The sequence below is a fragment of the Micromonospora sp. NPDC048935 genome (assembly GCF_043197875.1).
Classification (GTDB): domain Bacteria; phylum Actinomycetota; class Actinomycetes; order Mycobacteriales; family Micromonosporaceae; genus Micromonospora.
The window spans coordinates 391,874-415,699 of the sequence record NZ_JBICTZ010000003.1 but is presented as its reverse complement, the minus strand read 5'-3'; the positions used below and the strand labels follow the sequence as shown (position 1 = coordinate 415,699).

The following is a 23,826-nucleotide window of genomic DNA, read 5'->3' as shown; positions in this document are numbered from 1 at the left end:
GCGTACCCCGTCCGGGTCCGCGGCCGAGTGCCGCGGACCCGGCGGGTTCGTCAGTCGTTGGCGTGCAGGGCGGCGTTCAGCTCGATGCCCCGGCCGGTGCGTGGCCGGGCCTCCAGCGCGCCGGTCACCGAGTTGCGCCAGAACAGCAGGCCGTCGACGCCGGACAACTCCCGGCCCTTGACCACCCGGCCGTCCGGGAGAGTGATCTTCGACGCGGCGGTGATGTAGCAGCCTGCCTCGACCACACAGTCGTCACCGAGCGAGATCCCGACGCCGGCGTTCGCCCCGACCAGGCTGCGCTCGCCGATGCTGACCCGGTCGGTGCCGCCACCGGAGAGGGTGCCCATGATGGAGGCCCCGCCGCCGATGTCGGAGCCGTCGCCGACCAGCACACCCTGCACGATCCGCCCCTCGACCATCGAGGTGCCGACGGTGCCGGCGTTGAAGTTCACGAAACCCTCGTGCATCACCGTGGTGCCGGCGGCCAGGTGGGCGCCCAGGCGGACCCGGTCCGCGTCGGCGATCCGCACCCCGGAGGGCACCACGTAGTCGGTCATCCGGGGGAACTTGTCCACCCCGTACACCGCCAGGTGGCGGCCGGCCGCACGCTCGATCACCCGCAGCTCGTCCACCCGCTCCGGTGGGCACGGCCCGGCGGACGTCCAGGCCACGTTGGCCAGCTTGCCGAAGATGCCGTCGAGGTTGAGCTGGTTGGGTCGCACCAGGCGGTGCGAGAGCAGGTGCAACCGGAGGTACGCGTCTGGGGCGTCCTTGATCGGGTCGTCGAGCGAGCCGATCACGGTGACCACCTGGACGGTACGCAGACCGGGCAGTGCCCGTTCGCCGAGCGCGGCCGGCGGCAGGTCGAGCACGTCCGACTTGTCCTCCCCGGCGACAAGTGGCAGCTCACCCAGGCCCAGCTTGCCGGTCGGGTACCAGGTGTCGAGCACCTGCTCATCTGCCGTGACCGTGGCCAGGCCAATGCCCCAGGCGGAATCTGCGGACGTCACTGTTACACCTCTCGGTCGCGGCCGGGCCGGCCTCAGCTCACTCCTCGCGCGGACAGACCTGAAGGTACCGTGCGAAGCATGGAGAACCCGCTGACCCCCGAGGTCCTCGCAGATCCGGTGCAGCTGACCCGCGCTCTGGTCGACATAGAGTCCGTATCCCTGAACGAGAAGGTGATCGCCGACTGTGTCGAGGAGGTGCTGCGGGGCGTACCGCACCTGACCACCCACCGGCACGGCAACACCGTGATGGCGCGTACCGACCTCGGTCGGTCGCAGCGCGTCGTGTTGGCCGGGCACCTCGACACGGTGCCACTGAACAACAACTTCCCGTCGACCATGCGCGGCGACCTGATGTACGGCTGCGGCACCTCCGACATGAAGTCCGGCACCGCGTACGCGCTGCACCTGGCGGTCACGCTGCCCGAGCCGCGCTACGACGTGACGTACTTCTTCTACGAGGCCGAGGAGATCGAGTCGCGGTACAACGGGCTCAACCTGGTGGGCCAGGCGTACCCGGAGTGGCTGGAGGCGGACTTCGCGGTGCTGCTGGAGCCGACGTACGGCATCGTCGAGGCGGGCTGTCAGGGCACCATGCGGGCCATCGTGACGACCACGGGGGAGCGGGCACACGCGGCGCGCTCCTGGCACGGCGTGAACGCCATCCACGCCGCCACCGAGGTGCTGCGGCGTCTCCAGACGTACGAGGCGCGCCGGGTCACCATCGAGGGCTGCGACTACCGCGAGGGCATGAACGCGGTACGGATCATCGGTGGGGTCGCCGGCAACGTGATCCCCGATCGCTGCGAGATCGAGGTCAACTACCGGTACGCGCCGGATCGCGACCCGGCGGCCGCGGAGGCGCACCTGCGGGAGGTGTTCGCCGGCTTCGACCTGGCGGTGACCGACGCGATGGCCGGTGCGGCCCCGGGGCTACAGGCGGCTCCGGCGCAGGAGTTCCTGGCGGCGGTGGGCGCGGCGCCGATCGGCAAGCTGGGCTGGACGGACGTGGCCCGGTTCGCGGCCATGGGCATCCCCGCGCTGAACTTCGGCCCGGGCGACCCCAACCTCGCCCACCACAGGGACGAGCACGTCGAGATCAGCAAGATCCGCGACGGCGCGGCAACCCTGCACCGCTGGCTGGCCCCGGCCTGACCCCGACCCCGGCCGGCGTCCCGCCGGCCGATGTCGCCCCGGTGATCAAGAGGTTTGCGTCAGCCGGGCCCGTTGTCGGCGACGTAAACCTCTTGATCAGCTCCCGAGGGGGTGGAGGCTGCGGGGGAGACGAGAGCCGGGTCCTGCGCTCTGCTGCGGCGGCGTTCAGCCACCACGTCTCGGATCCGTCGCTGCATCTGGCGACGGATCCGGATCATCTCGCTGTTACTGATCACGCTGTCTCCTCCCCCGAAGGCGCGCGCCGGGCATACCCGGTATGTGAATAGTAAGACGTACGGGGAAGCGGAATAGTTGCCCATGATCCCGAACTATTTCTCGGCGTCCCCGCCCCGCACACCTGCGCGGTGCCGCTCCACTACGGTTGCCCCATGAGCCAGAGCAACGGGCGGGAGGCCGGTCGCGGTCCAGGGCAGGAGCGACACCGGGGCGCGGTCACGCTGCGCCGAGGGTCGATCCCGAGCAGCACCGCCGACCAGCGGTTGCTGGATTCGCGTGGGCGCGGCGACTGGAAGACCAAGGACGCCTGGCGCGCGCTGCGCATCCTCTCCGAGTTCGTCGAGGGTTTCGACACCCTCGCCGACCTGCCGCCGGCGGTCAGCGTGTTCGGCTCCGCACGCAGCGGCCCGGACAGCGCCGAGTGCCGGCTGGCCGAGCAACTGGGCGGCGCGCTCGCCCGGGCCGGCTACGCGGTGATCACCGGGGGTGGGCCGGGGGTGATGGAGGCCGCCAACCGCGGCGCCAGTGAGGCCGGTGGGCTCTCCGTCGGGCTCGGCATCGAGCTTCCGTTCGAGCAGGGCCTCAACGAGTGGGTCGATCTGGCCATCGACTTCCGCTACTTCTTCGCCCGCAAGACGATGTTCGTCAAGTACGCGCAGGCGTTCGTCGTGCTGCCCGGTGGGTTCGGCACCATGGACGAGCTGTTCGAGGCGCTCACCCTGGTGCAGACCGGCAAGGTCACCCGGTTCCCGGTGGTGCTGATGGGGGTCGCCTACTGGCAGGGCCTGCTCGACTGGATGCGCGACACGATGGCCGCCGACGGCAAGATCGGGCCGGTCGACCTGGACCTGATCTGTCTCACCGACGACATCGACGCCGCGGTCCGGTACATCGTCGAGGCGGAGGCCGCGCTCTCCGTCGAGCAGGAGGCGGTCCGCGACGAGGCCGTCGCGCGTACCGGCGCGGACCAGCAGGCCGCCGCCGCGCGGGCCGCCGACCAGCCACGGGACAACTGATGGCCGCGATCTGCGTCTTCTGCGCCTCCTCCCGCACGCTTGACCAGCGCTGGTTGGACCTGGCCACCGAGACCGGCGTGGAGCTGGCCCGACGCGGTCACACGCTGGTCAGCGGCGGCGGCTGCGTCGGCATGATGGGCGCGCTGGCGGACGGCGCCCGCTCCGCTGGCGGGCGCACCCTGGGGGTGATCCCACAGTCGCTCGTCGATCTGGAGGTCGCCGACCTGGCCTCGGACGAACTGCTGGTGACCGACTCGATGGCCAGCCGCAAGACCCTGATGATCGACAAGTCGGACGCGTTCCTCACCCTGCCCGGCGGGCTGGGCACCCTGGACGAGCTGTTCGAGGTCTGGACCACCGCGACCCTTGCCCTGCACACCAAGCCGATGGTGCTGATCGACACCGACGGCTTCTACCGCCCCCTGCTGGACTGGCTGGACGGGCTGGCCGACCAGACCTTCCTCAAGACCGCCGGCCGCGACCTCCTACAGGTGACCACCACAGTCCCCGAAGCCCTGGACGCCCTGGAGTCCCACCTGACCTGACCCACCCCACCCCCTGGTCGCCTGCGTTGATCATGGAGTTGGTGGTGCCGCTGTCGGCGTGTCGCGCCGCCAACCTCATGATCGACAAAGGTGGATGGGGTGGAGTGGGGGATCGGGTGGGTGTCGTATGGGTCTGATGGGATGAGCTGATGCAGGCGTACCGGTTGGTGCGGCGGCCCGGGGGGCCGGCGCGGGGGGACGGGGCGACGCCTGACGGCGCTTCCGTGCCCGCCAGCGGCGGCACGTCCGGGGGCGGTGTCGGCGCGTCGGCCGGGCCCGATCGCGGGGCCGGGTCCGAGCTGACGGTCGGCGGCACCGGTTGGCGGGTCGACGCGGTGCAGGCCGAGGTGGTCGGGCACACCGACGGGCCGATGCTCGTGCTCGGTGGGCCGGGCACCGGCAAGACCAGCACCCTGGTCGAGGCGGTCGCCGCCCGGGTGACCGAGGGGGTCGACCCGGAACGGATCCTGGTGCTGACCTTCGGCCGTCGCGGGGCCGCCGCCCTGCGCCAGCGCATCGAGGCCCGGGTCGCGCAGGACGGCCACCGGGTGCTGCGCGAGCCGCTGGTGCGCACGTTCCCGGCGTACGCCTTCGGTCTGCTGCGCCGCGCCGCCGCCGAACGAGGCGAGCCCTCGCCCCGCCTGCTGACCGGCCCCGAGCAGGATCTGATCATCCGCGAGCTGTTGGACGTGGTGGGCGAGGAGCCCGAGGACGACCCGGTCGGTTGGCCGACCGACCTGCGCCCGGCTCTGCGGACGCGCGCCTTCGCCGGCCAGCTGCGCGACCTGCTCATGCGCGCCGCCGAGCGCGGCGTGGGCCCGGTCGAGCTGGCCCGGCTGGGTGAGAGGCTCGGCCGCGCCGACTGGCCGGCCGCCGCCCGCTTCCTTCGGGAGTACGTCGCCGTGCTCGCGCTGCGCGACGTCAGCAACCGGGGGTCCATCGCGTACGACCCGGCGGAGCTGGTCCGGGCGGCCACCGGGCTGCTGCGCGACGACGAGGAGTTGCTGGCCGCCGAGCGCCGTCGGCTCGCCCACGTGTACATCGACGAGTTGGCCGACACCGACCCCGCCCAACTGGAGCTGCTCTCGGTGATCGCGGGCGGAGGCAAGTCGCTCGTCGCGTTCGCCGACCCGGACTCCTCCACGTACGCCTTCCGCGGCGCCGACCCGGCCGGGGTGACCACGTTCGCGCACCGCTTCCGGACCGCGTCCGGCGCGCCGGCCGCGCAGGTGCTGCTGACCACGTCGTACCGGGCCGGGCCGGGTCTGCTCGCGGCGATCGCCCGGCTGGGCCGCCGACTACGTGGCCCGGCCGCGCACCGTCGGCTGCACCCCCTGCCGGACGCGCCGCCCGGGACGGTCGAGGTGCACACGTTCCGCTCGGCGACAAGTGAGGCCGCCTGGTTGGCCCACGCGCTGCGCTCGGCCCACCTGCTCGACGGTGTGCCCTGGTCGCGGATGGCGGTGCTGGTGCGGTCCACCGCCCTGCAACTGCCCACCCTGCGACGGGCGCTGCACGCTGCCGGCGTCCCCACCGTGGTGCACGGCGAGGACCTGCCCCTGCACCTGCAACCGGCGGTCGCGCCGCTGCTGCTCCTGCTGCGCTGCGCACTGGAGCCGGAAAAGCTGGACGAGGAGGCGGCGGTCGCGCTGCTGCACTCGCCGCTCGGCGGGGCCGACCCGCTGGCCGAGCGGCGGCTGCGGCAGGGCCTACGCGCCCTCGCGCTGGCCGGCGGTGACCGACGCCCGTCGGGTGAGCTGATCGTCGAGGCCCTGCGCGACCCGGAGGAACTGGCCGACATCGAGCGCCGCTGGGCCGAGCCGGCGCAGGCGGTGGCCGGTCTGCTGGCCATTGCCCGGGAGGCCGCCGGCAGGCCGGGCTCGACCGCCGAGGACGTGCTCTGGGCCGTGTGGAACGCCAGCGGGCTCGCCGAGCGCTGGGCGGGTGCGATCAACCAGGGGCGGCCGGCGGCCGGCGAGGGGGACCTGGCCCGGCGGCGGCGGGCCGAGGCGGCCGACCGCGACCTCGATGCCGTGCTCGTGCTCTTCGACGCGGCGGCCCGGTTCACCGACCGGCTGCCCGGCGCCCGCACCGAGGTCTTCCTCGACCACGTGCTCGCCCAGGATCTGCCTGCCGACACCATCGCACCGACCGCCGACCGGGGCGCGGCGGTACGCCTGCTCACCGCACACGCCGCGAAGGGCCTGGAATGGGACCTGGTCGCGGTGGCCGGCGTGCAGGAGGGCATCTGGCCGGACCTGCGACTGCGGGGCAGTCTGCTTGGCTCCGAGCGGCTGGTCGACGTGCTGGCCGGTCGGTCTGTCGACGGTGCCACCAGGGCGAACGTGGTGGGGCAGACCTCGGCGTTGCTGGACGAGGAGCGCCGGCTCTTCCACGTCGCGATCAGCCGGGCCCGGCATCGGCTGCTGGTCAGCGCCGTGGCCTCGGCCGCCGTCGGCGGTGACGACCACGAGGAGCAGCCGAGCCGGTTCCTGCACGAGCTGGGCCCGACCCGGCCGCCCACCCCGCCGGGTGCCGGGCCGGTCGCACCGCCCACCCCGCCGGGTGCCGGGCCGGTCGCACCGACCGCACCACCGGGCGGGACCGGTGATGACGAGGAGCCGGATCGTCCCGGGGCACTGCCGGTGACGCGTCCGCCTCGGGCGCTCACCCTGCCGGCGTTGGTGGCCGAACTGCGTACCGCCATCACCGACCCGGCCGCTCCGGCGGCCCGGCGGCGCGCGGCGGCGGCCGAGTTGGCCCGGCTCGCCGCCGCCGGGGTGCCCGGTGCGCACCCGGACGACTGGTGGGGGTTGCGCGCGCTCTCCGACGACCGGCCGCTCGTCGACGACGGGGATCCGGTGCGGGTCACCCCGTCGGGCATGGAGAGCGCACTGCGGTGCAGCCTGCGGTGGTTGCTGGAACGGCACGGCGGCAGCGGCCCGACCAGCACGGCGCAGGGGGTGGGCAACCTGGTGCACGCCGCCGCGATGCTCGCCGAGGACGCCAGCGCCGACCGGGGTGCCCTGCTCGACTACGTGGCGGCCCGGTTCGACGCGATCGAGCTGGCCGCCCGCTGGATGGCCGGCCCGGAGCGGGACCGCGCCGAGGCGATGGTCGACAAGCTGCTGCGCTGGCTGGCCACCAACCCGCGTCGGTTGCTCGCCATCGAGCACGAGTTCGCGGTCCGCCTGGACGACCCGCACCGGCCCGTCGACCTGACCGGCCGGGTCGACCGGCTGGAGGTCGACGAGGCTGGCCGGCTCGTGGTGATCGACCTGAAGACCGGCAAGTCCACCGCCGTCACCGGCAGCGAGCTGGCCGAGCATCCGCAGCTCGGCGCGTACCAGGCGGCGGTGGAGGCGGGGGCGTTCGCCGAGTTTGGCGACGAGTCCGGCGGTGCGGCGCTGGTGCAGCTCGGCACCTCCGCGAAGGATGCCCGCGAGCAGAACCAGCCGGCGGCAGGTGAGGGCCCGGCGGCCGGCTGGGCGACCGCGCTGGTCCGGCGCACCGCCGATACGATGGCAGCCGCCACGTTCGCCGCGGTGGCCAACTCGAAGTGCCGGGTCTGCCCGGTCCGCACCAGCTGCCCGGTCTCCGGGCAGGGGCGTCAGGTCGTCGAGCCGCCGACCGTCCGGCGCACCCGTGAGGGCGAGGAGTGAGAAGGCACCGTGAGCCAGCCCACCCTGTTCGGCGCGGGCCCGACGCCGGCGCCCCGGCTGGCGGACTCCGGCCCCCGGTACACGCCCGTGGAGTTGGCCAAGCTGCTGCGGTTGCCGGCGCCCACCCGGGAGCAGGCCGCGATCATCGCCGCCCCGGTGGAGCCGCTGCTGGTGGTCGCGGGAGCCGGGTCGGGCAAGACCGAGACGATGGCCGCGCGGGTGGTCTGGCTGGTGGCCAACTCGTACGTGCGCCCGGAGCAGATCCTCGGGCTGACCTTCACCCGTAAGGCGGCCGGCGAGTTGGCCCACCGGGTCCGTACCCGGCTCGACCAGCTGATCCGCCGACTCGGCCGGCAGGGCCGGGATCCACTGGACGATCCGCTCGCCGGTGAGCCCACAGTCTCCACGTACCACTCCTACGCGGGGCGGATCGTCACCGAGCACGGGCTGCGGTCCGGCTACGAGCCGTCGACCCGGCTGCTCACCGAGGCGTCCCGCTGGCAGTTGGTCGACCTGCTGGTGCGCAACTACGACGGCGACATGTCCGAGGTGGACCGGATGCCGAGCACCATCACCGACGCGGTGCTGGCGCTCGCCGGTGAGCTGGACGAGCACCTGGTCGCACCGGACCAGCTGGCGGCCTGGACCGGCCGGTTCTTCGCCGAGGTGCAGTCCCGGCCGGGCCGGGTGTACGCCGACGTGCGCAAGGCCCTCACCCTGCAACAGACCCGGCTGCGGCTGCTGCCGCTGGTGCGCGCGTACGCCCGGCGCAAGCTGGACTTCGAGGCGATGGACTTCGCCGACCAGCTCGCGCGGGCGGCCCGGGTGGCCCGTGACCACCCGGGGGTCGGCGAGATCGAGCGGGGCCGCTTCCGGGCGGTGCTGCTCGACGAATACCAGGACACCAGCCACGCCCAGGTGGTGCTGCTCAACGCCCTGTTCGGCGGGGGGCACCCGGTGACCGCGGTGGGCGACCCGTGCCAGTCGATCTACGGCTGGCGGGGGGCCAGCGCCGGCACCCTGGACCGGTTCCCCACCGAGTTCGCCCGCGCCGACGGTGAGCCGGCCCCGGCGCTGGGGCTCACCACGAGCTGGCGCAACCGTCCGGAGATCCTCCGGGTGGCGAACGCACTGTCGACTCCGTTGCGGGCGGCCGGCGCCCGGGTGCCGGAGCTGCGCTCGGCGCTGACCGTCCGGGACCCGATCCCGCACCGCAGCCCCGGCGGTGCGGCCGGCGGCACGGTGCACTGCGCGCTGCTGCCCACGTACGCAGACGAGGCGGACTGGATCGCCGACAGCGTGCTGGCCGCCTGGCGTGGGGCGGCCCGGATGCCGGGCGCGGCCCCCGAGCACATCCCGGTGGCGCAGCGTCCGACCACCGCCGTGTTGGTCCGGGTTCGCAGTCAGATTCCGGCGATCGAGTCCGCGCTGCGCGAGCGCGGCCTCCCGGTCGAGGTGGTGGGGCTCGGCGGCCTGTTGGACACCCCCGAGGTACGCGACGTGGTCTGCACGCTGCGGGTGCTCGCCGACCCGACCGACGGGGCGGCGCTGCTGCGGCTGCTCACCGGCGCCCGCTGGCGGATCGGCCCGCGTGACCTGGTGGCGTTGCACCGGCGGGCCCGAGCCATCGCCAACGCCCGCCGTCAGGTGGCCGCCGACGAGGCCGCGGAGATCAGCCCCGACCTGCTGGACGAGGCGACCCTGGTGGAGGCGCTTGCCGATCTCGGCCCGGCGCAGGCGTACTCGGCGGAGGGCTTCGCGCGGCTGCGCGCGTACGGCATGGAGTTGGCGCTGTTGCGGTACCGGCTGGACCAGGCGCTGCCGGACCTGATCGCGGACATCGAGCGGACCATCGGCCTGGACGTGGAGGTCGCGGTGCGGGCCGGCCGCGACGGCGCCGGCGACGCCGGCCTGGCCCGCGGGCACCTGGACGCCCTGGGTGACGTGGCGGCCCGCTTCAGTGGGGAGACGCCGGGCGCGACGCTGTCCGGGTTCCTGTCCTACCTGGCCGCCGCCGAGGACGAGGAGCGCGGTCTGGCACCGGGCGAGGTCGAGGTGGTGGAGGGCGCGGTGCAGGTGGTCACCGCACACGCCGCCAAGGGTCTGGAGTGGGACGTGGTGGCGGTGGCCGGCCTGTGCCGTGGGTCGTGGCCGGGGCCGGTGCGCAACTCCGATCACTGGTTGGGCGGGTTGGGGGTGCTGCCGTTCCCGCTGCGGGGCGACGCCGACGGGTTGCCCGAGTTGGCACTCGACGAGGCGGCCGACCAGCGGGCGGTGGCCCGGGCGGTGACCGACTTCACCGACGCCTGGCGGGCCCACGACGAGCGGGAGGAACGCCGGCTGACGTACGTGGCGGTCACCCGGCCGCGCCGGCTGCTGCTGTGCTCCGGCTACTGGTGGGGGGAGGGCACGAAGCGGCCGCGTGGTCCGTCGGTCTTCCTGCGTGAGGTGTACGACGCCTGCCTCGACGGTGGGCCGGGGCACCTGATCGACGCGTGGGCGCCGGAGCCCACCCCGGACGCCACGAACCCCACGGCCGAGGTGGTGCTCCGCGCGGAGTGGCCGGCCGACCCACTGGGTGGCCGCCGACCGGAGTTGGCCGAGGCGGCCGGGCTGGTGCGCCGCCTGATGGCTGACGGCCCGACGGCGGTGGCTGTCGGGCCGCTGGCTGTCGGGCCGGTGGGATCGGCAGTCGCCGGGCCGGTGGGATCGGTGGAGCCGGAGGGGGATCCGGAGGTGGCGCGCTGGCAGCGCGAGGCGGATCTGTTGCTGGCCGAGCGGGCCGAGCTGACCCGACTCTCCGGTGCCGTCGAGGTGGCCCTGCCCGGGCAGTTGAGCGTTACCCAGCTGGTGGCGTTGCGGCGCGACCCGGCGGCGCTGGCCCGTACGCTGCGCCGCCCGGTGCCGGCCGAGCCCAACCCGTACGCCCGCCGAGGCACCGCCTTCCACGCCTGGCTGGAGCAGCGCTTCGGCGCTGACCGCCTGCTGGATCTGGACGAGCTGCCCGGTGCGGCAGACGCGGATGCCGCGCCCGACGAGGCGCTGGTCGAGCTTCAGGAGCGGTTCCTGGCCAGCGAGTGGGCCGACCGGGCACCGGTGGAGGTGGAGGTGCCGTTCGCCACGGTGATCGGCGGCGTCGTGGTGCGGGGGCGGATGGACGCGGTGTTCGCCCGCCCGGGAGGACGGTTCGACGTGGTCGACTGGAAGACCGGTGCGCAGCCCGCCGGGCCGGCGGCGGAGGTGGCCGCCGTGCAGTTGGCGGTGTACCGGTTGGCCTGGGCGGAGCTGGCCGGCGTGCCGGTGGACCTGGTGGGCGCGGCGTTCCACTACGTCCGGCACGGGGTGACGGTTCGGCCCGCTGACCTGCTGGACGTGACGGGGCTCACCGCCATGATCGCCCAGTTGCCCGAAGATTCCGTCCAACATTGACCGCTCGCGGGAAAACCATGATAGGTTGACCGGGTTGCAGTTTTGGTTACCAGAGACTCTGTGTGCGCCTGGCGGGATTGTGGCCCCAGGCGCTCTTTGTTGTGTCCGGAGTTCTCCGGGCGGGGCGACCAGAAGCGACAGGCGATTCGCGCATCCCCGCGCGGAGCGCTCCTCTTCGGGCACGCAACAAGTGCGTGTCCGACGTTCCGTCAAGGAGACGAAACACATGGCTATTGGCACCGTGAAGTGGTTCAACGCTGACAAGGGCTTCGGCTTCATCACCCCGGACGGCGGCGGCGCTGACGTCTTCGCCCACTTCTCGGCGATCCAGTCCTCCGGCTACCGGAGCCTGGACGAGAACCAGCGGGTCGAGTTCGAGGTGACCCAGGGCCAGAAGGGCCCGCAGGCGGAGAACATCCGCCCGCTCTGATCTTCGGATCGGTCAGCATTACCTGTCGCACCCTCCGGGTGTGACGGTGACGGGACCGGCCCGCCTCGCCGCCGCCTGCACACGTGGGCGGCGGCCCGGCGGCGGGCCGGCCCGTACTCCAATCGGTTCGTGCTTGTGAGTCCTGGCTGCCCTGTGCCGCCGGTGACAGCGCCGACTTCGGCGCCCTCCCTCGACACGTGCCGCGTCGAGGAAGGCTCCTGCGTGACCACAGTTATTCCGTCTTTCGCCCATACCGGTCTGGCGCCGGCGCTGCTCACCGCGCTGACCGCGCAGGGCATCACCGAGCCGTTCCCGATCCAGACGGCGACGCTGCCCGACTCGCTCGCCGGCCGGGACGTCCTGGGCCGGGGTCGTACCGGTTCCGGCAAGACGCTCGCCTTCGGGCTTCCGCTGCTGTCCCGCACCGCCGGCCGTAAGGCCCGGCCGGGTCGCCCGCTGGCCCTGGTGCTGGTGCCGACCCGTGAGCTGGCCCAGCAGGTCACCACCGCACTGTCCCCGTACGCCCGTGCTGTCGGGCTGCGCTGCGCCACAGTCGTCGGCGGGTTGTCGTTGCAGCGGCAGGCGGACGCGCTGCGGGCCGGCGCCGAGGTGGTCGTCGCCACCCCCGGCCGGCTGCACGACCTGATCAACCGGGGTGACGCCCGGCTGGACCAGGTCGAGATCACCGTCCTGGACGAGGCCGACCAGATGGCCGACATGGGCTTCCTGCCGCAGGTCACCAAGCTGCTGGAGCAGGTCGCGCCGCAGGGGCAGCGGATGCTCTTCTCCGCCACTCTGGACGGCGGCGTGGACCGGCTGGTCCGCCGCTTCCTGAGCAACCCGGTCACCCACTCGGTCGACCCGGGCACCGCCACGGTCACCGCGATGACCCACCACGTGCTGCACGTCGACGCCGTCGACAAGCCCGACGCGCTGACCCGGATCGCCGCCCGCGAGGGCCGCACCATCCTGTTCATGGGCACCAAGCACCGCGCCGACCGGCTCGCCCGGCAGTTGCTCGCCAAGGGTGTACGCGCGGCCGCGCTGCACGGTGGCAAGTCCCAGCCGCAGCGCACCCGCATCCTGGAGCAGTTCCGCAACGGCCAGGTGACCGCTCTGGTGGCCACCGACGTGGCGGCCCGGGGCATCCACGTCGACGGCCTGGACATGGTGGTCAACGTGGACCCGCCGACCGAGGCGAAGGACTACCTGCACCGGGGCGGCCGGACCGCGCGGGCCGGCGAGTCCGGTTCCGTGGTCACCCTGGTCCTGCCCGAGCAGCGCCGGGACGTGTCGCGGCTGATGGCGGTTGCCGGTATCCGGCCCGAGTCGGTGCAGGTGCGCCCCGGTGACGGGTCGTTGGCCCGGGTCACCGGTGCCCGTGAGCCGTCCGGTGTGCCGGTGACCATCGTCGCTCCGCCGGCGCCCGCAGGTCGGGTCCGCACCGGTGGCGCAGCGGTCGCCGACGGGGCCGCCCGCCCGGCCCACCGCGCGTCGGGTCGGTCGCGCCGCCCGCGCCGCCCGCGGACCGTCTGATCTCTTCTGATCTCTTCTGCGCTTCGACAGACCGACCCGTCCCGCTTCGGCGTGGCGGGTCGGTCTGTCTGCGGCGAGTGGCGTGGCGGCAGGCGCACGCGGGGTCGGACCGGGTGCGGCCCACCAACCCCTCCTGACCGCCTTTGCTCTGCACCCGAATAGGCGCCGGTCACGGGCCGTAGCCGTCGCATCCGCAGGTGCAGAGCAAAGGGGGGCGAGCGGGGTGTCCACTCCTCCTGGTTGGCCAGACCACTCGGTCGATTGGCCGACCGAACCGCTCAGTCGGTAATCAGCCTCGGCTGGGTCGGCTGGCCGATTGTGCACCGGCTGTCCGTCGTCGAAGCTGGCCAGCGGGGGACGTCGGGCGGGGGGCCCGACACGGGAGGGGTGGCCATGGCGGGCGAAGCCGGCTCGGGCGCACTGCGCGAGCTGATCCTGGTGGTCGCGGTCGCGCTCGTCGGTCTGTTGCTCGCCATGGTTGCGGCCTTCGCACCCTGGCATGCCACGCTGGCGGGCAACGCTCCCGCCGGCCTGGTGGAGCTGCACGGCCCTGACGACTCGGGCTCCGTCCCGGTGGTCGCGCACGTGGGCTGAGCGGTGGGCCGGCCGACCGGTGCCGGTGGGGGCAGGCCCGGTCAGGATCGGTACGAGATGTGGTCGGGTCGGCGGGGCGCCGACCCGACCACATCGCCTCCGCCGCTCAGGTGGTGCGGGCGTGATCCGTCGAGTGACGGGTGAGCAGGTTGGCCAGGGTGGTGCTGTCGACCACCGTGGCGATCGCCCCGTGCACCGCCAGCCAGACGTCGGTCAACCCCGCGGCCACTCCGTGGTAGCCGGCGCGCTCGGCCGGCAGGCCGCGCACCGTGGTGAGCGAACCGCCGACCGCGCGCAACACATCCCCGACGGTGATCTCGTCGGCCGGGCGGGTCAGCTCGTAACCGCCGTCAGCGCCACGATGACTGTGCAGCAGACCCGCTCGGCGCAGGTCGAGCAGGATGCCCTGGAGGAAGCTGAGCGGGATGTCCTGCACCTCGGCGAGGCTGGCCGCCTTGACCAACTCGCCGCCGCCACCGGCGGCGACGGCGAGCATCGCCCGGAGCGCGTAGTCGCTGCGCGCGGAGACGTACACCGGTCAGTTGCCCGCCTGGTCGAGCACGCCCCAGCGGCGCCGGATCGCCTTGTCCGCGGCGCCGAACGCGGCGTCCACGCCGAGACCGAGCACCAGGATGACGATCATGGTGGAGAGCAGCCAGGGTGCGTCGGACAGCTCGCGAGAGTAGGTCAGTTGGGCGCCGAGCGAGGTCTGCGAGATGCCGACCACGATCAGCTCACCGGCCATCAGGCTGCGCCAGGAGAACGCCCAGCCCTGCTTCAGGCCGGCGACGATCGCCGGCAGGGCGGCCGGTGCGATGACGTACCGGTAGAGGTTGAGCCCACGCGCACCCAGGTTGCGGCCGGCGCGCAGCAGCAGCGGCGGCACGTAGTCCACACCGGAGATCACCCCGTTGGCGATGGACGGCGCGGCACCGAGCACCACCACGAAGAAGATCGCCTTCTCGCTCAGCTCGAACAGCAGGATGGCAAGCGGGAACCAGGCGATCGACGGCATGGTCTGCAACGCCGTGATCATCGAGCCGATGGCCGCCCGGAGCACCTTGGACCGGGCCACCGCGAGGCCCAGCAGCAGGCCGACGGCGACCGAGAAGACGTACCCGACGGCGGCCCGGCGCAACGTGGTGACCAGGCCCTCCCAGAGCTGTGGGCCCTGGGCCTGGGCGATCAGCTCACGGCCGACCTCCAGGGGGCCGGGCAGCGAGTACGGCGGCTTCCAACCCGACCAGACCACCACCTGCCAGGCCAGGACGGCGATGGCCAGCGCCGCCAACTTGGGCCAGGTGGCCGCCCAGAGGCGCGCGCCCCGGGAGACCTCCTTGTCCCGGCCGGCGATGTCCAGCGCGTCCAGGCCGGAGATCTGCGCGTCGGTACGCGCCGGATCGGTGAGGGTGTCACTGGCCATGGCGGCCCACCTCCGTACGGAGCCGCTCGGTGACCTCGGCGGCGATGGCGGCGACCTCGGGGGAGTCGATCCGCCGTGGGCGCGGGATGTCCACCTCGGCGGAGTAGATGATCCGGCCGGGGCGGCTGGAGAGCAGGATGATCCGGTCGGCCAGCCGGGCGGCCTCGCGGACGTTGTGCGTCACGAAGAGCACCGAGAGCTGGCGTTCGGACCAGATCCGCTCCAACTCGTCGTGCAGGATGTCCCGGGTCATCGCGTCCAGTGCGCCGAACGGCTCGTCCATCAGCAGCACCGGCGTGTCCAGGGCCAGCGTGCGGGCCAGTGCGACCCGCTGGCGCATTCCGCCGGACAGTTCGTGCGGACGCTTGCGGCCGAAGTCGCCCAGGTGCACCGTGCGCAGCAGCTCGGCGATCCGCTCGTGGCGTTCGGCCCGGGGCATCCCGCGTAGTTTGAGCGGCACCTCCACGTTGCCCTCGACGGTCAGCCAGGGAAACAGCGCCGGCTCCTGGAACATCAGGCCCGGATTGACGTCGCCGGCCAGCCCGATCTGCCCGCCGCTGGGCCGGTCCAGCCCGGCGACCAGGTTGAGCAGGGTGCTCTTGCCACAGCCGGACGCGCCGACCAGACAGACGAACTCGCCGGGCGCGACGTCCAGCGACACACCGTCGAGGGCCAGGACGGCGCTCGCGCCACGTCCGTACACCTTGGTCACGCCGGAGAGCGCGACCGCGGTGGTCGCGCCCTGCGGCGTCGTCGTGGTCGACGTCATGGCTGGACGACCTCGGGCTTGCCCTGTGCCTTGAGGGCCTCGTTGAGGTACGTCAGGTCGTACAGGCCCTTGAGGTCGACGGGGTCGGTCAGCTTGACCTCGACGGCGTGGTCGAGGCCCGCCTTCAGCGACGAGGGGATCGGGTCGTTGGTGAACTCCAACGTCGGCCACGCCTGCTTGATCAGCTTCAGGTCCAGCGGCTTACCGGTGATCTGGCCGATCGCGTCGGAGATGGCCTGCTGGGCCTCCTCGGGCTTGGTGTTGACGAACTCGTTGGCGGCCACCTGGCCGTCGACCAGCTTCTGCACCACGTCCGGGTGTGCCTTGAGGAACTTCGTGCTGACCAGCAGGTTGGTGATGACGAACTTCCGGTCCGGCCAGAGGTCTCGCTCGTCGACGAGCACCTTGCCGCCGGCGTTGACCAGGCGGGAGACGAACGGCTCGGGCACCCAGGCGCCGTCGATCGCGCCGCTGTTGAACGTCTCGACCGTCTGGGCGTTCTCCTGCGGCACGATCTTGACGTCGCCGCCACCCTCCTTGGTGGTGGTCAGACCCTGCTGCTTGAGCCAGTAGCGGACCGCCACGTCCTGGGTGTTGCCCAGCTGCGGGGTGGCGATCTTCTTGCCCCTCAGGTCCTGCGCGCCGGTGATGCCGGGCTTGACGACCAGGGCGACGCCGCCGGAGGCCGCGCCGGAGATGACGCGGACGGCTTCGCCCTTGGACTTGGAGAAGGCGTTGACCGTCGGGTTCGGACCGATGTAGGTGGCGTCCAGCGCACCGGAGAAGACGGCCTCGATGGCGGCCGGGCCGGCGTTGAAGGTCTTCGGGTCGAGCTTGACGTTCGTACCGAGCTTTTCGGCGAAGATGCCCTTCTGCACGCCGACGACCGCCGGCGCGTGGGTGATGTTGGGGAAGTAGCCGAGACGCAGCGTCACCGGGCCGCCGGAGGCGCCGCCGGAGCCATCGCTGTCGTCTCCGCACCCGGCGGCGCTGCCCACGGTCGCCGCCCCGAGGGCGGCAAGGGTGGCCAGGGTGACCAACCGGCGCAAGGGGAGCCGTCTCATCGTCCATCCAATCCGCAGTATTCCTACTTAGTTGGTAGGAAGAGTGGGCCAGGGCGGGGCCAGCGTCAAGGCTCATCCACATGCCGGGAAGCCGTGCTTCAGTTATGTCGGTATTTCCTACTGATTAGCTAGGGTAGGCGGGTGATGCGATCGATGACCTTCCACTGGTTTCTGCCCACCTCCGGAGACGGCGACCAGGTCGGTGCCGCCACCGTCACCGCGGGCGCCGCCCGGCACGACCGGGCCGCCACCGTGGCGTACCTGGCCGAGGTCGGCCGGACCGCCGAGACACACGGCTTCACCGCCGTCCTCACGCCGGTGGGCGCCGGCTGCCCCGACCCGTGGATCGTCTGCGCCGCGGTCGCCCAGCACACCGAGCGGCTGGGCATGCTCGTCGCGGTCCGGGCGGGCTTCGCACTGCCCACCCTGATCGCCCAGCAGGCCGAGGCGTTCCAGGCCATCTCCGGTGGCCGACTGTCGCTCAACATCGTGACCGGCGGCGACCCGACCGAGCAGCGGGCGTACGGCGACTTCCTCGGGCACGACGACCGCTACGCGCGTACCGGCGAGTTCATCGAGGTGCTCCGCCGCTCCTGGGCCGGACGGCCCTTCGACTACGCCGGGAGGCACTACCGGGTCGACGGCGGCGGCCTGACCACCCCGCTGGCCCCGGCACCGCCTGTCTACTTCGGCGGTGCGTCCCCGGCGGCCGAGACGGTGGCCGCCCGCCGGGCCGACGTGTACCTGATGTGGGGCGAACCGCCGGCGTCTATCGCGGCCCGGGTCGCCCGGGTACGGGCGCTCGCCGCCGAGCAGGGCCGCACCCTGCGCACCGGCCTGCGGCTGCACGTCATCGCCCGACCCACCGACGCCGAGGCGTGGGCGGAGGCCGACCGGCTGTTGGCCGGGATGAGCCCGGAGCGGATCGCCGCCGCCCAGGCCAGGTTCCGCCGGATGGACTCGGTCGGACAGGCCCGGATGGCCGCGCTCAACGCCGGCCGCACCGACGGGCTCACCGTCGCACCGAACCTCTGGGCCGGCGTCGGCCTGGTCCGCGAGGGTGCCGGCACCGCGTTGGTGGGCAGCTACGCCGAGGTCGCGGCCCGGATCGACGAGTACGCGGCGCTCGGCGTCGACGAGTTCGTCCTCTCCGGCTGGCCGCACCGGGAGGAGGCCGAGCGGGTCGGCGCCGAGGTGCTGCCCCTCGTGAACGCCCCGGTGGCGGCGGCTCCGTGGAGGTCGCGGGTGGCGGGGGTGCCGACACGCTAGGGTCGACTCCGTGGCTGCCCGGAGATCCAGAATTCCAGCGACGAAGTATCCGGTCGAGCGGTTCACCCTCGACAACGGCCTGCGGGTGGTGCTGACCCCTGACCGCAGTGCCCCGGTGATCGGGGTGGCGGTGGTCTACGACGTCGGCATCCGCTCCGAGCCGGAGGGACGCACCGGCTTCGCCCACCTCTTCGAGCACCTGATGTTCCAGGGCTCGGAAAATCTGGAGAAGCTGGCCCACTTCCGGCACGTGCAGGGTGCGGGTGGCACGTTCAACGGCTCCACCCACCTGGACTACACCGACTACTTCGAGACGCTGCCGAGCAACGCGCTGGAACGCGCGCTGTTCCTGGAGGCGGACCGGATGCGCGGCCCCCGGCTGACCGAGGAGAACCTGCGCAACCAGGTCGACGTGGTCAAGGAGGAGATCCGGGTCAACGTCCTCAACCGTCCGTACGGCGGTTTCCCCTGGCTGACCCTGCCGCCGGTCATGTTCGACACCTTCCCGAACGCGCACGACGGCTACGGCTCCTTCGACGATCTGGAGTCGGCGACTGTCGCCGACGCCGCCGACTTCTTCCGCCGCTACTACGCCAGCGGCAACGCCGTGCTGGCCGTCAGCGGCGACATCGACGTGGCGGAGGCGACCGAACTCGTCACCCGGCACTTCGGCGACGTGCCGGCCCGACCGGCACCGCTTCGGCCCGACTTCACCGAGCCCGACCTGACCGCCGAGCGGCGCACCTCGTACACCGATGCCCTGGCGCCGCTGCCGGCGGTCGCCGGGGCCTGGCGGGTGCCCGACCCGGTCACCGACTTCGCCGGCTACCTGCCCTACGTGGTGCTGGCCGAGGTGCTCACCGACGGTGACGCGTCGCGGCTGGTCGAGCGGCTGGTGCAGCGCGACCGCACGGTGACCAGCCTCGGCGGATATATCGGCTTCATGGGTGACCCGTTCGACGTCCGCGACCCCACCGCGCTGCTGTTGCAGGCGCACCTGCCGCCCGGGGGAGATGTGGACAAGGTCCTGCGCACCCTCGACGAGGAGTTGGACCGGCTGGCCACGGACGGGCTGACCGACGGTGAGCTGGCCCGCACCCAGGCTCGGATGGCGACCCACCTGCTGCGCGACACCGACGCGGTGCTCGGCCGGGCCCTGCGGATGGCCGTGTTGGAGCAGCAACGCGGCGAGCCGGGCCTGCTCAACGAGCTGCCCCGGCTGGTGGGCGAGGTCACCGAGGAGCAGGTCCGGGCCGCGGCGGCCACCCTGCGCCCGGAGCGCCGCGCCGCGATCGAGGTCATTGCCGGAGGTGCCCGATGACGGCTGCTACTGCTACCACCACCGCCCCCGTGGGGCCGCGTACGCTGCCTCCGCTCGGGCCCACCCGCAAGCTCAAGGTGCCCAAGCAGGCCGAGCGCACGCTGCCCAACGGCCTCACCGTGATCGCCGTACGCCGGCCCGCCGTGCCGCTCGTCGAGCTGCGGCTCTGGGTGCCGTTCGGCCGGGTCCACCTGGCCCGCGGCGCGATGCTCTCGCAGACCATGCTGTCCGGCACCGAGTCGATGACAAGCGTGCAGATCGCCGCCGAGTTGCAGAAGGTGGGCGGCGGGCTCTCCGCGGGCGTCGACCCGGACCGGCTGATGCTCTCCGGCGCCGGCCTGGTCACCGGCCTGGACCGGATGCTGGAGCTGCTGGCCGAGGTGCTGACCGGCGCCAGCTACCCCAGCGACGAGGTGGCCACCGAACGGGACCGCCTCGTCGACCGGATCCAGGTGGCGCAGAGCCAACCGTCGCACCTGGCCCGGGAGGCGCTGCTGAAGCGGATCTACGGGCGGCACCCGTACGCGACGCAGACCCCGGAACCCGGCCAGATCCGTGCCGTCCGACCGGCGGCACTGCGCAGCCTACACGCGGAGCGGGTGCACCCGGCCGGCGCGCAGCTCGTCGTGGTCGGCGACGTGCGGCCGGAGAAGGCCCTGGACGCGGCCGAGCGGGCGCTCGGCGGCTGGGCCGGCGCCGGGCGCACCGCCGAGCTGCCGCCGACCCCTCCGCTGGAGCCGGGGCCGCTGCTGCTCGTCGACCGGCCCGGCTCGGTGCAGTCGTCGTTGCGGATCGCGCTCCCGGCGGTGTCCCGCACCGATCCGGACCACGCCCCGCTGCAACTGGCCAACCTGATCTTCGGTGGTTACTTCTCCTCCCGCTGGGTGGAGAACATCCGCGAGGACAAGGGCTACACGTACGGGCCGCACTCGGGCATCGAGCACTCCGTGGCCGGGTCGGTGCTGGTCGCCGCCGCCGACGTGGCCACCGAGGTCACCGGTCCGGCGTTGCTGGAGACGACGTACGAGCTGGGTCGGTTGGCGTCGCTGCCGCCGAAGCCCGAGGAGTTGGAGCAGGCCCGTCAGTACGCCCTGGGCACCCTCCAGCTCGGCATGTCCACCCAGGCCGGGTTGGCGGCGTTGACGAGCGCGTACGCGGGCAACGGGCTGAGTCTGGACTTCCTCGCCGAGTACGCCGCGCGGTTGGCGAACGCGAGCATCGACGACGTCGCACGGGTGGCGGCCCGTTACCTGGCGCCGGCTCGGGCGGCGATCGTGGTGCTCGGTGACGCCGAGCGGGTCACGCCGGGTCTGGCCGCGCTGACCACGATCAACACCGAGCCAGCAGCGTGAGCGCGCGTAGCGGAGCGGTGGCGTGAGCGGCGAGGCGGCGCCACCGTTGGCGCGGTCCACGCTGGACCGGGCGGCCCACCGGCGGGGTGATCCGCAGTGGTTGACCGAGGCGTGGCTGCGCGCCCGGGTGCTGGTGCTCGACTCGTCCGACGAGGGTCGGGCGCTGGCCCGCACCGGCACGTCACCTCCGGCGCTCGTGCTGTTCTCCTCGGCCGACGTGCCGGCCGGGTCCGAGTCGACGGCGATGTTCCTCGGCGTCGAGCCGGACGGGGTGCCGGTCTTCGCGGTCGACGCGCCGTTGCCGCAGGTTCCGGGGACTCGGGCGGTCAACCTGCGCGAGGTGGGTCACCTGCTCGCCGACCGGGAGGCCGGCATCTTCACCACCGCGTTGGCGCTTGTCAACTGGCACACCCGGCACGGTTACTCGACGAGCACCGGGGCGCCGACCGCCATGGACGAGGCCGGTTGGTCCCGGGTGGACCGCAACGGTGGGCGGGTCTGGCCGCGTACCGATCCGGCGATGATCGTGCTGGTGCACGACGGGGTGGACGGTCCGGACGGGCGCTGCCTGCTCGGCAACAACGCCAGTTGGGCGGGCACCCCGGATGGTCGGCGTTACTCGTGTCTGGCCGGCTACGTCGAGCCGGGCGAGTCGGCCGAGGCCGCCGTGCTGCGCGAGGTCCGCGAGGAGGTGGGCATCGGGATCGGGCACATCGGGTACGTGGGCAGCCAGGCATGGCCGTTCCCGGGCTCGCTGATGCTGGGCTTCCTGGCCACCGCGAACCCGGCCGATCCGGTGCGGGTCGACCCGTCCGAGATCGCGTACGCGCGGTGGTTCTCCCGCCGGGAGATCGGGGCGGCGTTGGCCGGGCAGACCGTCGACGTGGGCGACGGTGCCCGGCTGATCCTGCCGCCACCGTCGTCGATCGCGTTGTTTCTCATCCACCGCTGGTTGGACGGTTGGGTGGACGCCGGCCGCTGAGCACGGTCCCGGCCCGTGGCCGCCGTTGCCGCGACGGTCACAGGCCGGGAACACGGGCCGTCGTGGTCGGCGGGTGCGATTAACGCGGCGGGGGAGCCGGTCCGACCACGACGGACGTCCGGGTGGTGTCAGGTGCCGAGGCGGCCCGGTCTGCCGCGGAAGGCGGGCCGGGGCTCGCTCAGCGGCAGGACCTTGACCCGTTGCTTGCCGGCGCGGACCGCGCCGACCGCGGCCAGGGCGCGGGCCAGCAGGAGTGCGGCGTCCCGGTCGTCGGCGTGCACGATCTGCCGTCGCGGCTCGGGCGCGGTCGTCTCGTCGCGGAGCAGGTGACCATCCACCCAGGCGGCGGCGATGTCCCCGTCGGCGACGGAGCGGATGTCGGTGCGAACGATCAGGAACCGCATGAGGGTCTCCGGATGAACCGCGACGGATGAGCCAGTGTGGAAGTTCCACGTACTCGACGGTCATGTTACGCCGCGGTGTCGTCCCAGCAACGCAAACTCGCCTATCGGTCCTGAGCCTCGTCCGATCATCCGATGCCTGCTCAGCGGGCCTACGCGCACAGCGGGACGGGGCCGTCGGCATCCTGCCGGCGGCCCCGTCCCGGTCACCGGGTCAGTTCAGATCGAACTGGCCACCCTTCGCTCCGGCGATGAAGCCGAGCCAGCCGGCCCGATTGAACAGCAGCACCGGGCCGCCTCGGTCCTTGCTGTCGCGCAGCGCGACCGCGGACGGGCCGGTGCCCAGTGGGGCGACCTCCACGCAGTTGGAGGTCTGGCTGCGTGTGCTGGTACGCCACGGGGCGTCCGCCAACGAGCGGACGGAGGTGGACAGCGTCGTGCGGATGTCGTTCATGACTCTGCTCCTGGTGTGGACCGATCCGATGGGACGAGTGGTGCCGCACGTCCCGACGGATGGGCCCCCGTGGATCACCGGTCCGTCAGCCGCCCCGAGTCACGGCGGCGTTGGGTCGGCGCCGTTGCCGGCCCGAACGCCACTGTGGATGGGGGCACCGCCTCGGTCGGCCGTCCCGTCGACTCGATCAGCCAGGAGAGGGTTTCCGACGCGGTCAGTGCCGCCGTGCATAGCCACTCGAACACCACTTTATAGCTATTTAGTGTGATTGCCTCGGTCGACATGACGTCGGTGAACCCCCCTTCGATGGCCAGTGTCTCCGGATCGAGCGGATCGGCGAACCGGTAGACGGAGAACGCGGTCGGCGGAAGGTAGAAATTGCCGACAGGCGTGTCCCGGAGCAGCACGTGCAGCGTCACGTTGGGCAGCAGGGCCAGCTCGCAGAGCTGGACCAGTTGCTCGTGCAGCACCTCGGGCGGCCCGGCCCGGTTGCCGAGGGCCGCCTCCTCCAGGACCGCGGTGTAGCGCGGCGCGTGCGGCTCCCGGGTCAGCAGCAACTGACGGGCCATCCGCGCCTGCACCTCGGTCTCGGGTTCGTCGCCGGGCTCCGGTTCACCGGCGCCCGCGCCCACCTCCCGGGCCGAGACGATGCGGACCCTCGCGTACCCCGGGGTCTGCAACAGGCCCGGCACCAACACCGGGTTGTACTCGCAGATCTCCGCGCAGCCGGCCTCCAGCTCGGCCCACACACGCTGCTGCTGCGTCATCACCGGGAACTTCTTCAACCAGCCCCGCATGTCGCCGGCCTCGCCGGTTATCCCGAGCAGCTCCGCGTGCAGCCCCTCGTCGGCGCCGTACAGGTCCAGCAGAACACCGACGTCCTGCGGGTCGGGCCGGCTACGGCCGTTTTCCAGGCGGGACAGCTTGGACGCGGACGCCCAACCGATCCTCTCGATGACCTGATCGCCGGTGAGGCCCGCAGCCTCGCGCAGGCGGCGCAGTTCTAGGCCCAACCGTCGTCGACGCATGATCGGGCTGGGTGCGGCAGGAGGCACAGTGTCCTCTTTCCCGTCGACCGCCGCAGACGCGACGGTAACTGTATGAAATTCGCCCCCCACGGCCAGTATGGACGGCGCGACCGGCGTCGGAGGTTCCGGCGGGGGCGTGTCTTGCGAAAAAT

21 protein-coding genes are annotated in these 23,826 nt (G+C 72.7%); 12 read left to right on the top strand and 9 right to left on the bottom strand.

The window, feature by feature from the left end; genetic code table 11:
• Nucleotides 1-50: 50 nt before the first annotated feature.
• On the bottom strand, nt 51-1,010 hold the full coding sequence (gene dapD, locus ACGFIW_RS12570; RefSeq protein ID WP_357558129.1) for a 2,3,4,5-tetrahydropyridine-2,6-dicarboxylate N-succinyltransferase: 960 nt from the start codon (nt 1,008-1,010) through the stop codon (nt 51-53).
• Nucleotides 1,011-1,088: 78 nt separating this feature from the next.
• Here dapD and dapE point away from each other — a divergent pair, with 78 nt between their 5' ends.
• On the top strand, nt 1,089-2,162 hold the full coding sequence (dapE, locus tag ACGFIW_RS12565) for a succinyl-diaminopimelate desuccinylase (RefSeq protein ID WP_393313696.1): 1,074 nt from the start codon (nt 1,089-1,091) through the stop codon (nt 2,160-2,162).
• A 59-nt stretch (nt 2,163-2,221) separates the two neighbouring features.
• Here the strand turns inward: dapE and ACGFIW_RS12560 are convergent, their stop codons facing one another.
• The gene (locus ACGFIW_RS12560) at nt 2,222-2,398 is read right to left on the bottom strand and encodes a hypothetical protein (RefSeq protein ID WP_393313693.1); all 177 of its coding nucleotides are present in this window, start codon (nt 2,396-2,398) and stop codon (nt 2,222-2,224) included.
• Nucleotides 2,399-2,551: 153 nt separating this feature from the next.
• Here ACGFIW_RS12560 and ACGFIW_RS12555 point away from each other — a divergent pair, with 153 nt between their 5' ends.
• The 7 genes from ACGFIW_RS12555 (at nt 2,552) to ACGFIW_RS12525 (ending at nt 13,611) form a co-directional block, all read left to right on the top strand.
• Nucleotides 2,552-3,415, top strand: a complete 864-nt coding sequence (locus ACGFIW_RS12555) for a TIGR00730 family Rossman fold protein (protein WP_393313690.1) — start codon at nt 2,552-2,554, stop codon at nt 3,413-3,415.
• Entirely contained in the window at nt 3,415-3,960 is a 546-nt protein-coding gene (locus ACGFIW_RS12550) for a TIGR00730 family Rossman fold protein (protein WP_393313680.1), read from the top strand. Before ACGFIW_RS12555 ends, ACGFIW_RS12550 begins: the two co-directional genes overlap by 1 nt.
• A gap of 149 nt (nt 3,961-4,109) precedes the next feature.
• Nucleotides 4,110-7,622: an ATP-dependent helicase gene (locus ACGFIW_RS12545; RefSeq protein WP_393313677.1), complete on the top strand. Its 3,513-nt coding sequence runs from the start codon at nt 4,110-4,112 to the stop codon at nt 7,620-7,622.
• A gap of 9 nt (nt 7,623-7,631) precedes the next feature.
• A complete protein-coding gene (locus tag ACGFIW_RS12540; protein ID WP_393313674.1) occupies nt 7,632-11,051 on the top strand; it encodes an ATP-dependent helicase in 3,420 nt (1,139 codons plus the stop codon).
• 226 nt (nt 11,052-11,277) lie between these two features.
• Nucleotides 11,278-11,481 carry a cold-shock protein gene (locus tag ACGFIW_RS12535; RefSeq protein ID WP_007464836.1) on the top strand — a complete coding sequence of 68 codons (204 nt, stop codon included), beginning with the start codon at nt 11,278-11,280 and terminating at the stop codon, nt 11,479-11,481.
• Between the two features lie 222 nt (nt 11,482-11,703).
• Nucleotides 11,704-13,017 carry a DEAD/DEAH box helicase gene (locus ACGFIW_RS12530; RefSeq protein WP_393313671.1) on the top strand — a complete coding sequence of 438 codons (1,314 nt, stop codon included), beginning with the start codon at nt 11,704-11,706 and terminating at the stop codon, nt 13,015-13,017.
• 393 nt (nt 13,018-13,410) lie between these two features.
• Complete coding sequence (locus ACGFIW_RS12525; RefSeq protein WP_393313669.1) at nt 13,411-13,611, top strand: hypothetical protein; 201 nt, start codon at nt 13,411-13,413, stop codon at nt 13,609-13,611.
• Nucleotides 13,612-13,717: 106 nt separating this feature from the next.
• Here the strand turns inward: ACGFIW_RS12525 and ACGFIW_RS12520 are convergent, their stop codons facing one another.
• The 4 genes from ACGFIW_RS12520 to ACGFIW_RS12505 are packed head-to-tail and all read right to left on the bottom strand — an operon-like array spanning nt 13,718 to nt 16,867.
• Nucleotides 13,718-14,146: an RrF2 family transcriptional regulator gene (locus ACGFIW_RS12520; protein WP_393313666.1), complete on the bottom strand. Its 429-nt coding sequence runs from the start codon at nt 14,144-14,146 to the stop codon at nt 13,718-13,720.
• Nucleotides 14,147-14,149: 3 nt separating this feature from the next.
• The gene (locus tag ACGFIW_RS12515) at nt 14,150-15,034 is read right to left on the bottom strand and encodes an ABC transporter permease (protein ID WP_393313663.1); all 885 of its coding nucleotides are present in this window, start codon (nt 15,032-15,034) and stop codon (nt 14,150-14,152) included.
• Entirely contained in the window at nt 15,024-15,803 is a 780-nt protein-coding gene (locus ACGFIW_RS12510) for an ABC transporter ATP-binding protein (protein ID WP_393313660.1), read from the bottom strand. The genes ACGFIW_RS12515 and ACGFIW_RS12510 overlap by 11 nt, the downstream gene beginning before the upstream one ends.
• Nucleotides 15,800-16,867 carry an ABC transporter substrate-binding protein gene (locus ACGFIW_RS12505; RefSeq protein WP_393313657.1) on the bottom strand — a complete coding sequence of 356 codons (1,068 nt, stop codon included), beginning with the start codon at nt 16,865-16,867 and terminating at the stop codon, nt 15,800-15,802. The genes ACGFIW_RS12510 and ACGFIW_RS12505 overlap by 4 nt, the downstream gene beginning before the upstream one ends.
• Before the next feature lie 144 nt (nt 16,868-17,011).
• On the opposite strand from ACGFIW_RS12505, the gene ACGFIW_RS12500 reads away from it, so the two are divergent.
• From ACGFIW_RS12500 to nudC, 4 genes are read left to right on the top strand one after another with little or no spacing between them, the layout of a single operon-like run.
• Nucleotides 17,012-18,136 (top strand): LLM class flavin-dependent oxidoreductase, encoded by a 1,125-nt coding sequence (locus tag ACGFIW_RS12500; protein WP_393314058.1) that lies wholly within the window; start codon nt 17,012-17,014, stop codon nt 18,134-18,136.
• Between the two features lie 10 nt (nt 18,137-18,146).
• Nucleotides 18,147-19,457 carry a M16 family metallopeptidase gene (locus ACGFIW_RS12495; RefSeq protein WP_393313654.1) on the top strand — a complete coding sequence of 437 codons (1,311 nt, stop codon included), beginning with the start codon at nt 18,147-18,149 and terminating at the stop codon, nt 19,455-19,457.
• Complete coding sequence (locus ACGFIW_RS12490; protein WP_393313651.1) at nt 19,454-20,809, top strand: M16 family metallopeptidase; 1,356 nt, start codon at nt 19,454-19,456, stop codon at nt 20,807-20,809. Before ACGFIW_RS12495 ends, ACGFIW_RS12490 begins: the two co-directional genes overlap by 4 nt.
• Nucleotides 20,810-20,831: 22 nt before the next feature.
• Entirely contained in the window at nt 20,832-21,791 is a 960-nt protein-coding gene (gene nudC / locus ACGFIW_RS12485) for an NAD(+) diphosphatase (protein WP_393313648.1), read from the top strand.
• A 128-nt stretch (nt 21,792-21,919) separates the two neighbouring features.
• Here nudC and ACGFIW_RS12480 read toward each other — a convergent pair whose 3' ends face one another.
• The 3 genes from ACGFIW_RS12480 to ACGFIW_RS12470 all read right to left on the bottom strand — a co-directional run bounded on the left by ACGFIW_RS12480 (nt 21,920) and on the right by ACGFIW_RS12470 (nt 23,701).
• On the bottom strand, nt 21,920-22,195 hold the full coding sequence (locus ACGFIW_RS12480) for a hypothetical protein (RefSeq protein WP_393313645.1): 276 nt from the start codon (nt 22,193-22,195) through the stop codon (nt 21,920-21,922).
• Nucleotides 22,196-22,406: 211 nt separating this feature from the next.
• The gene (locus ACGFIW_RS12475; RefSeq protein ID WP_393313642.1) at nt 22,407-22,646 is read right to left on the bottom strand and encodes a DUF397 domain-containing protein; all 240 of its coding nucleotides are present in this window, start codon (nt 22,644-22,646) and stop codon (nt 22,407-22,409) included.
• Nucleotides 22,647-22,720: 74 nt separating this feature from the next.
• On the bottom strand, nt 22,721-23,701 hold the full coding sequence (locus tag ACGFIW_RS12470) for a helix-turn-helix domain-containing protein (RefSeq protein ID WP_393313639.1): 981 nt from the start codon (nt 23,699-23,701) through the stop codon (nt 22,721-22,723).
• Nucleotides 23,702-23,826 lie beyond the last annotated feature (125 nt).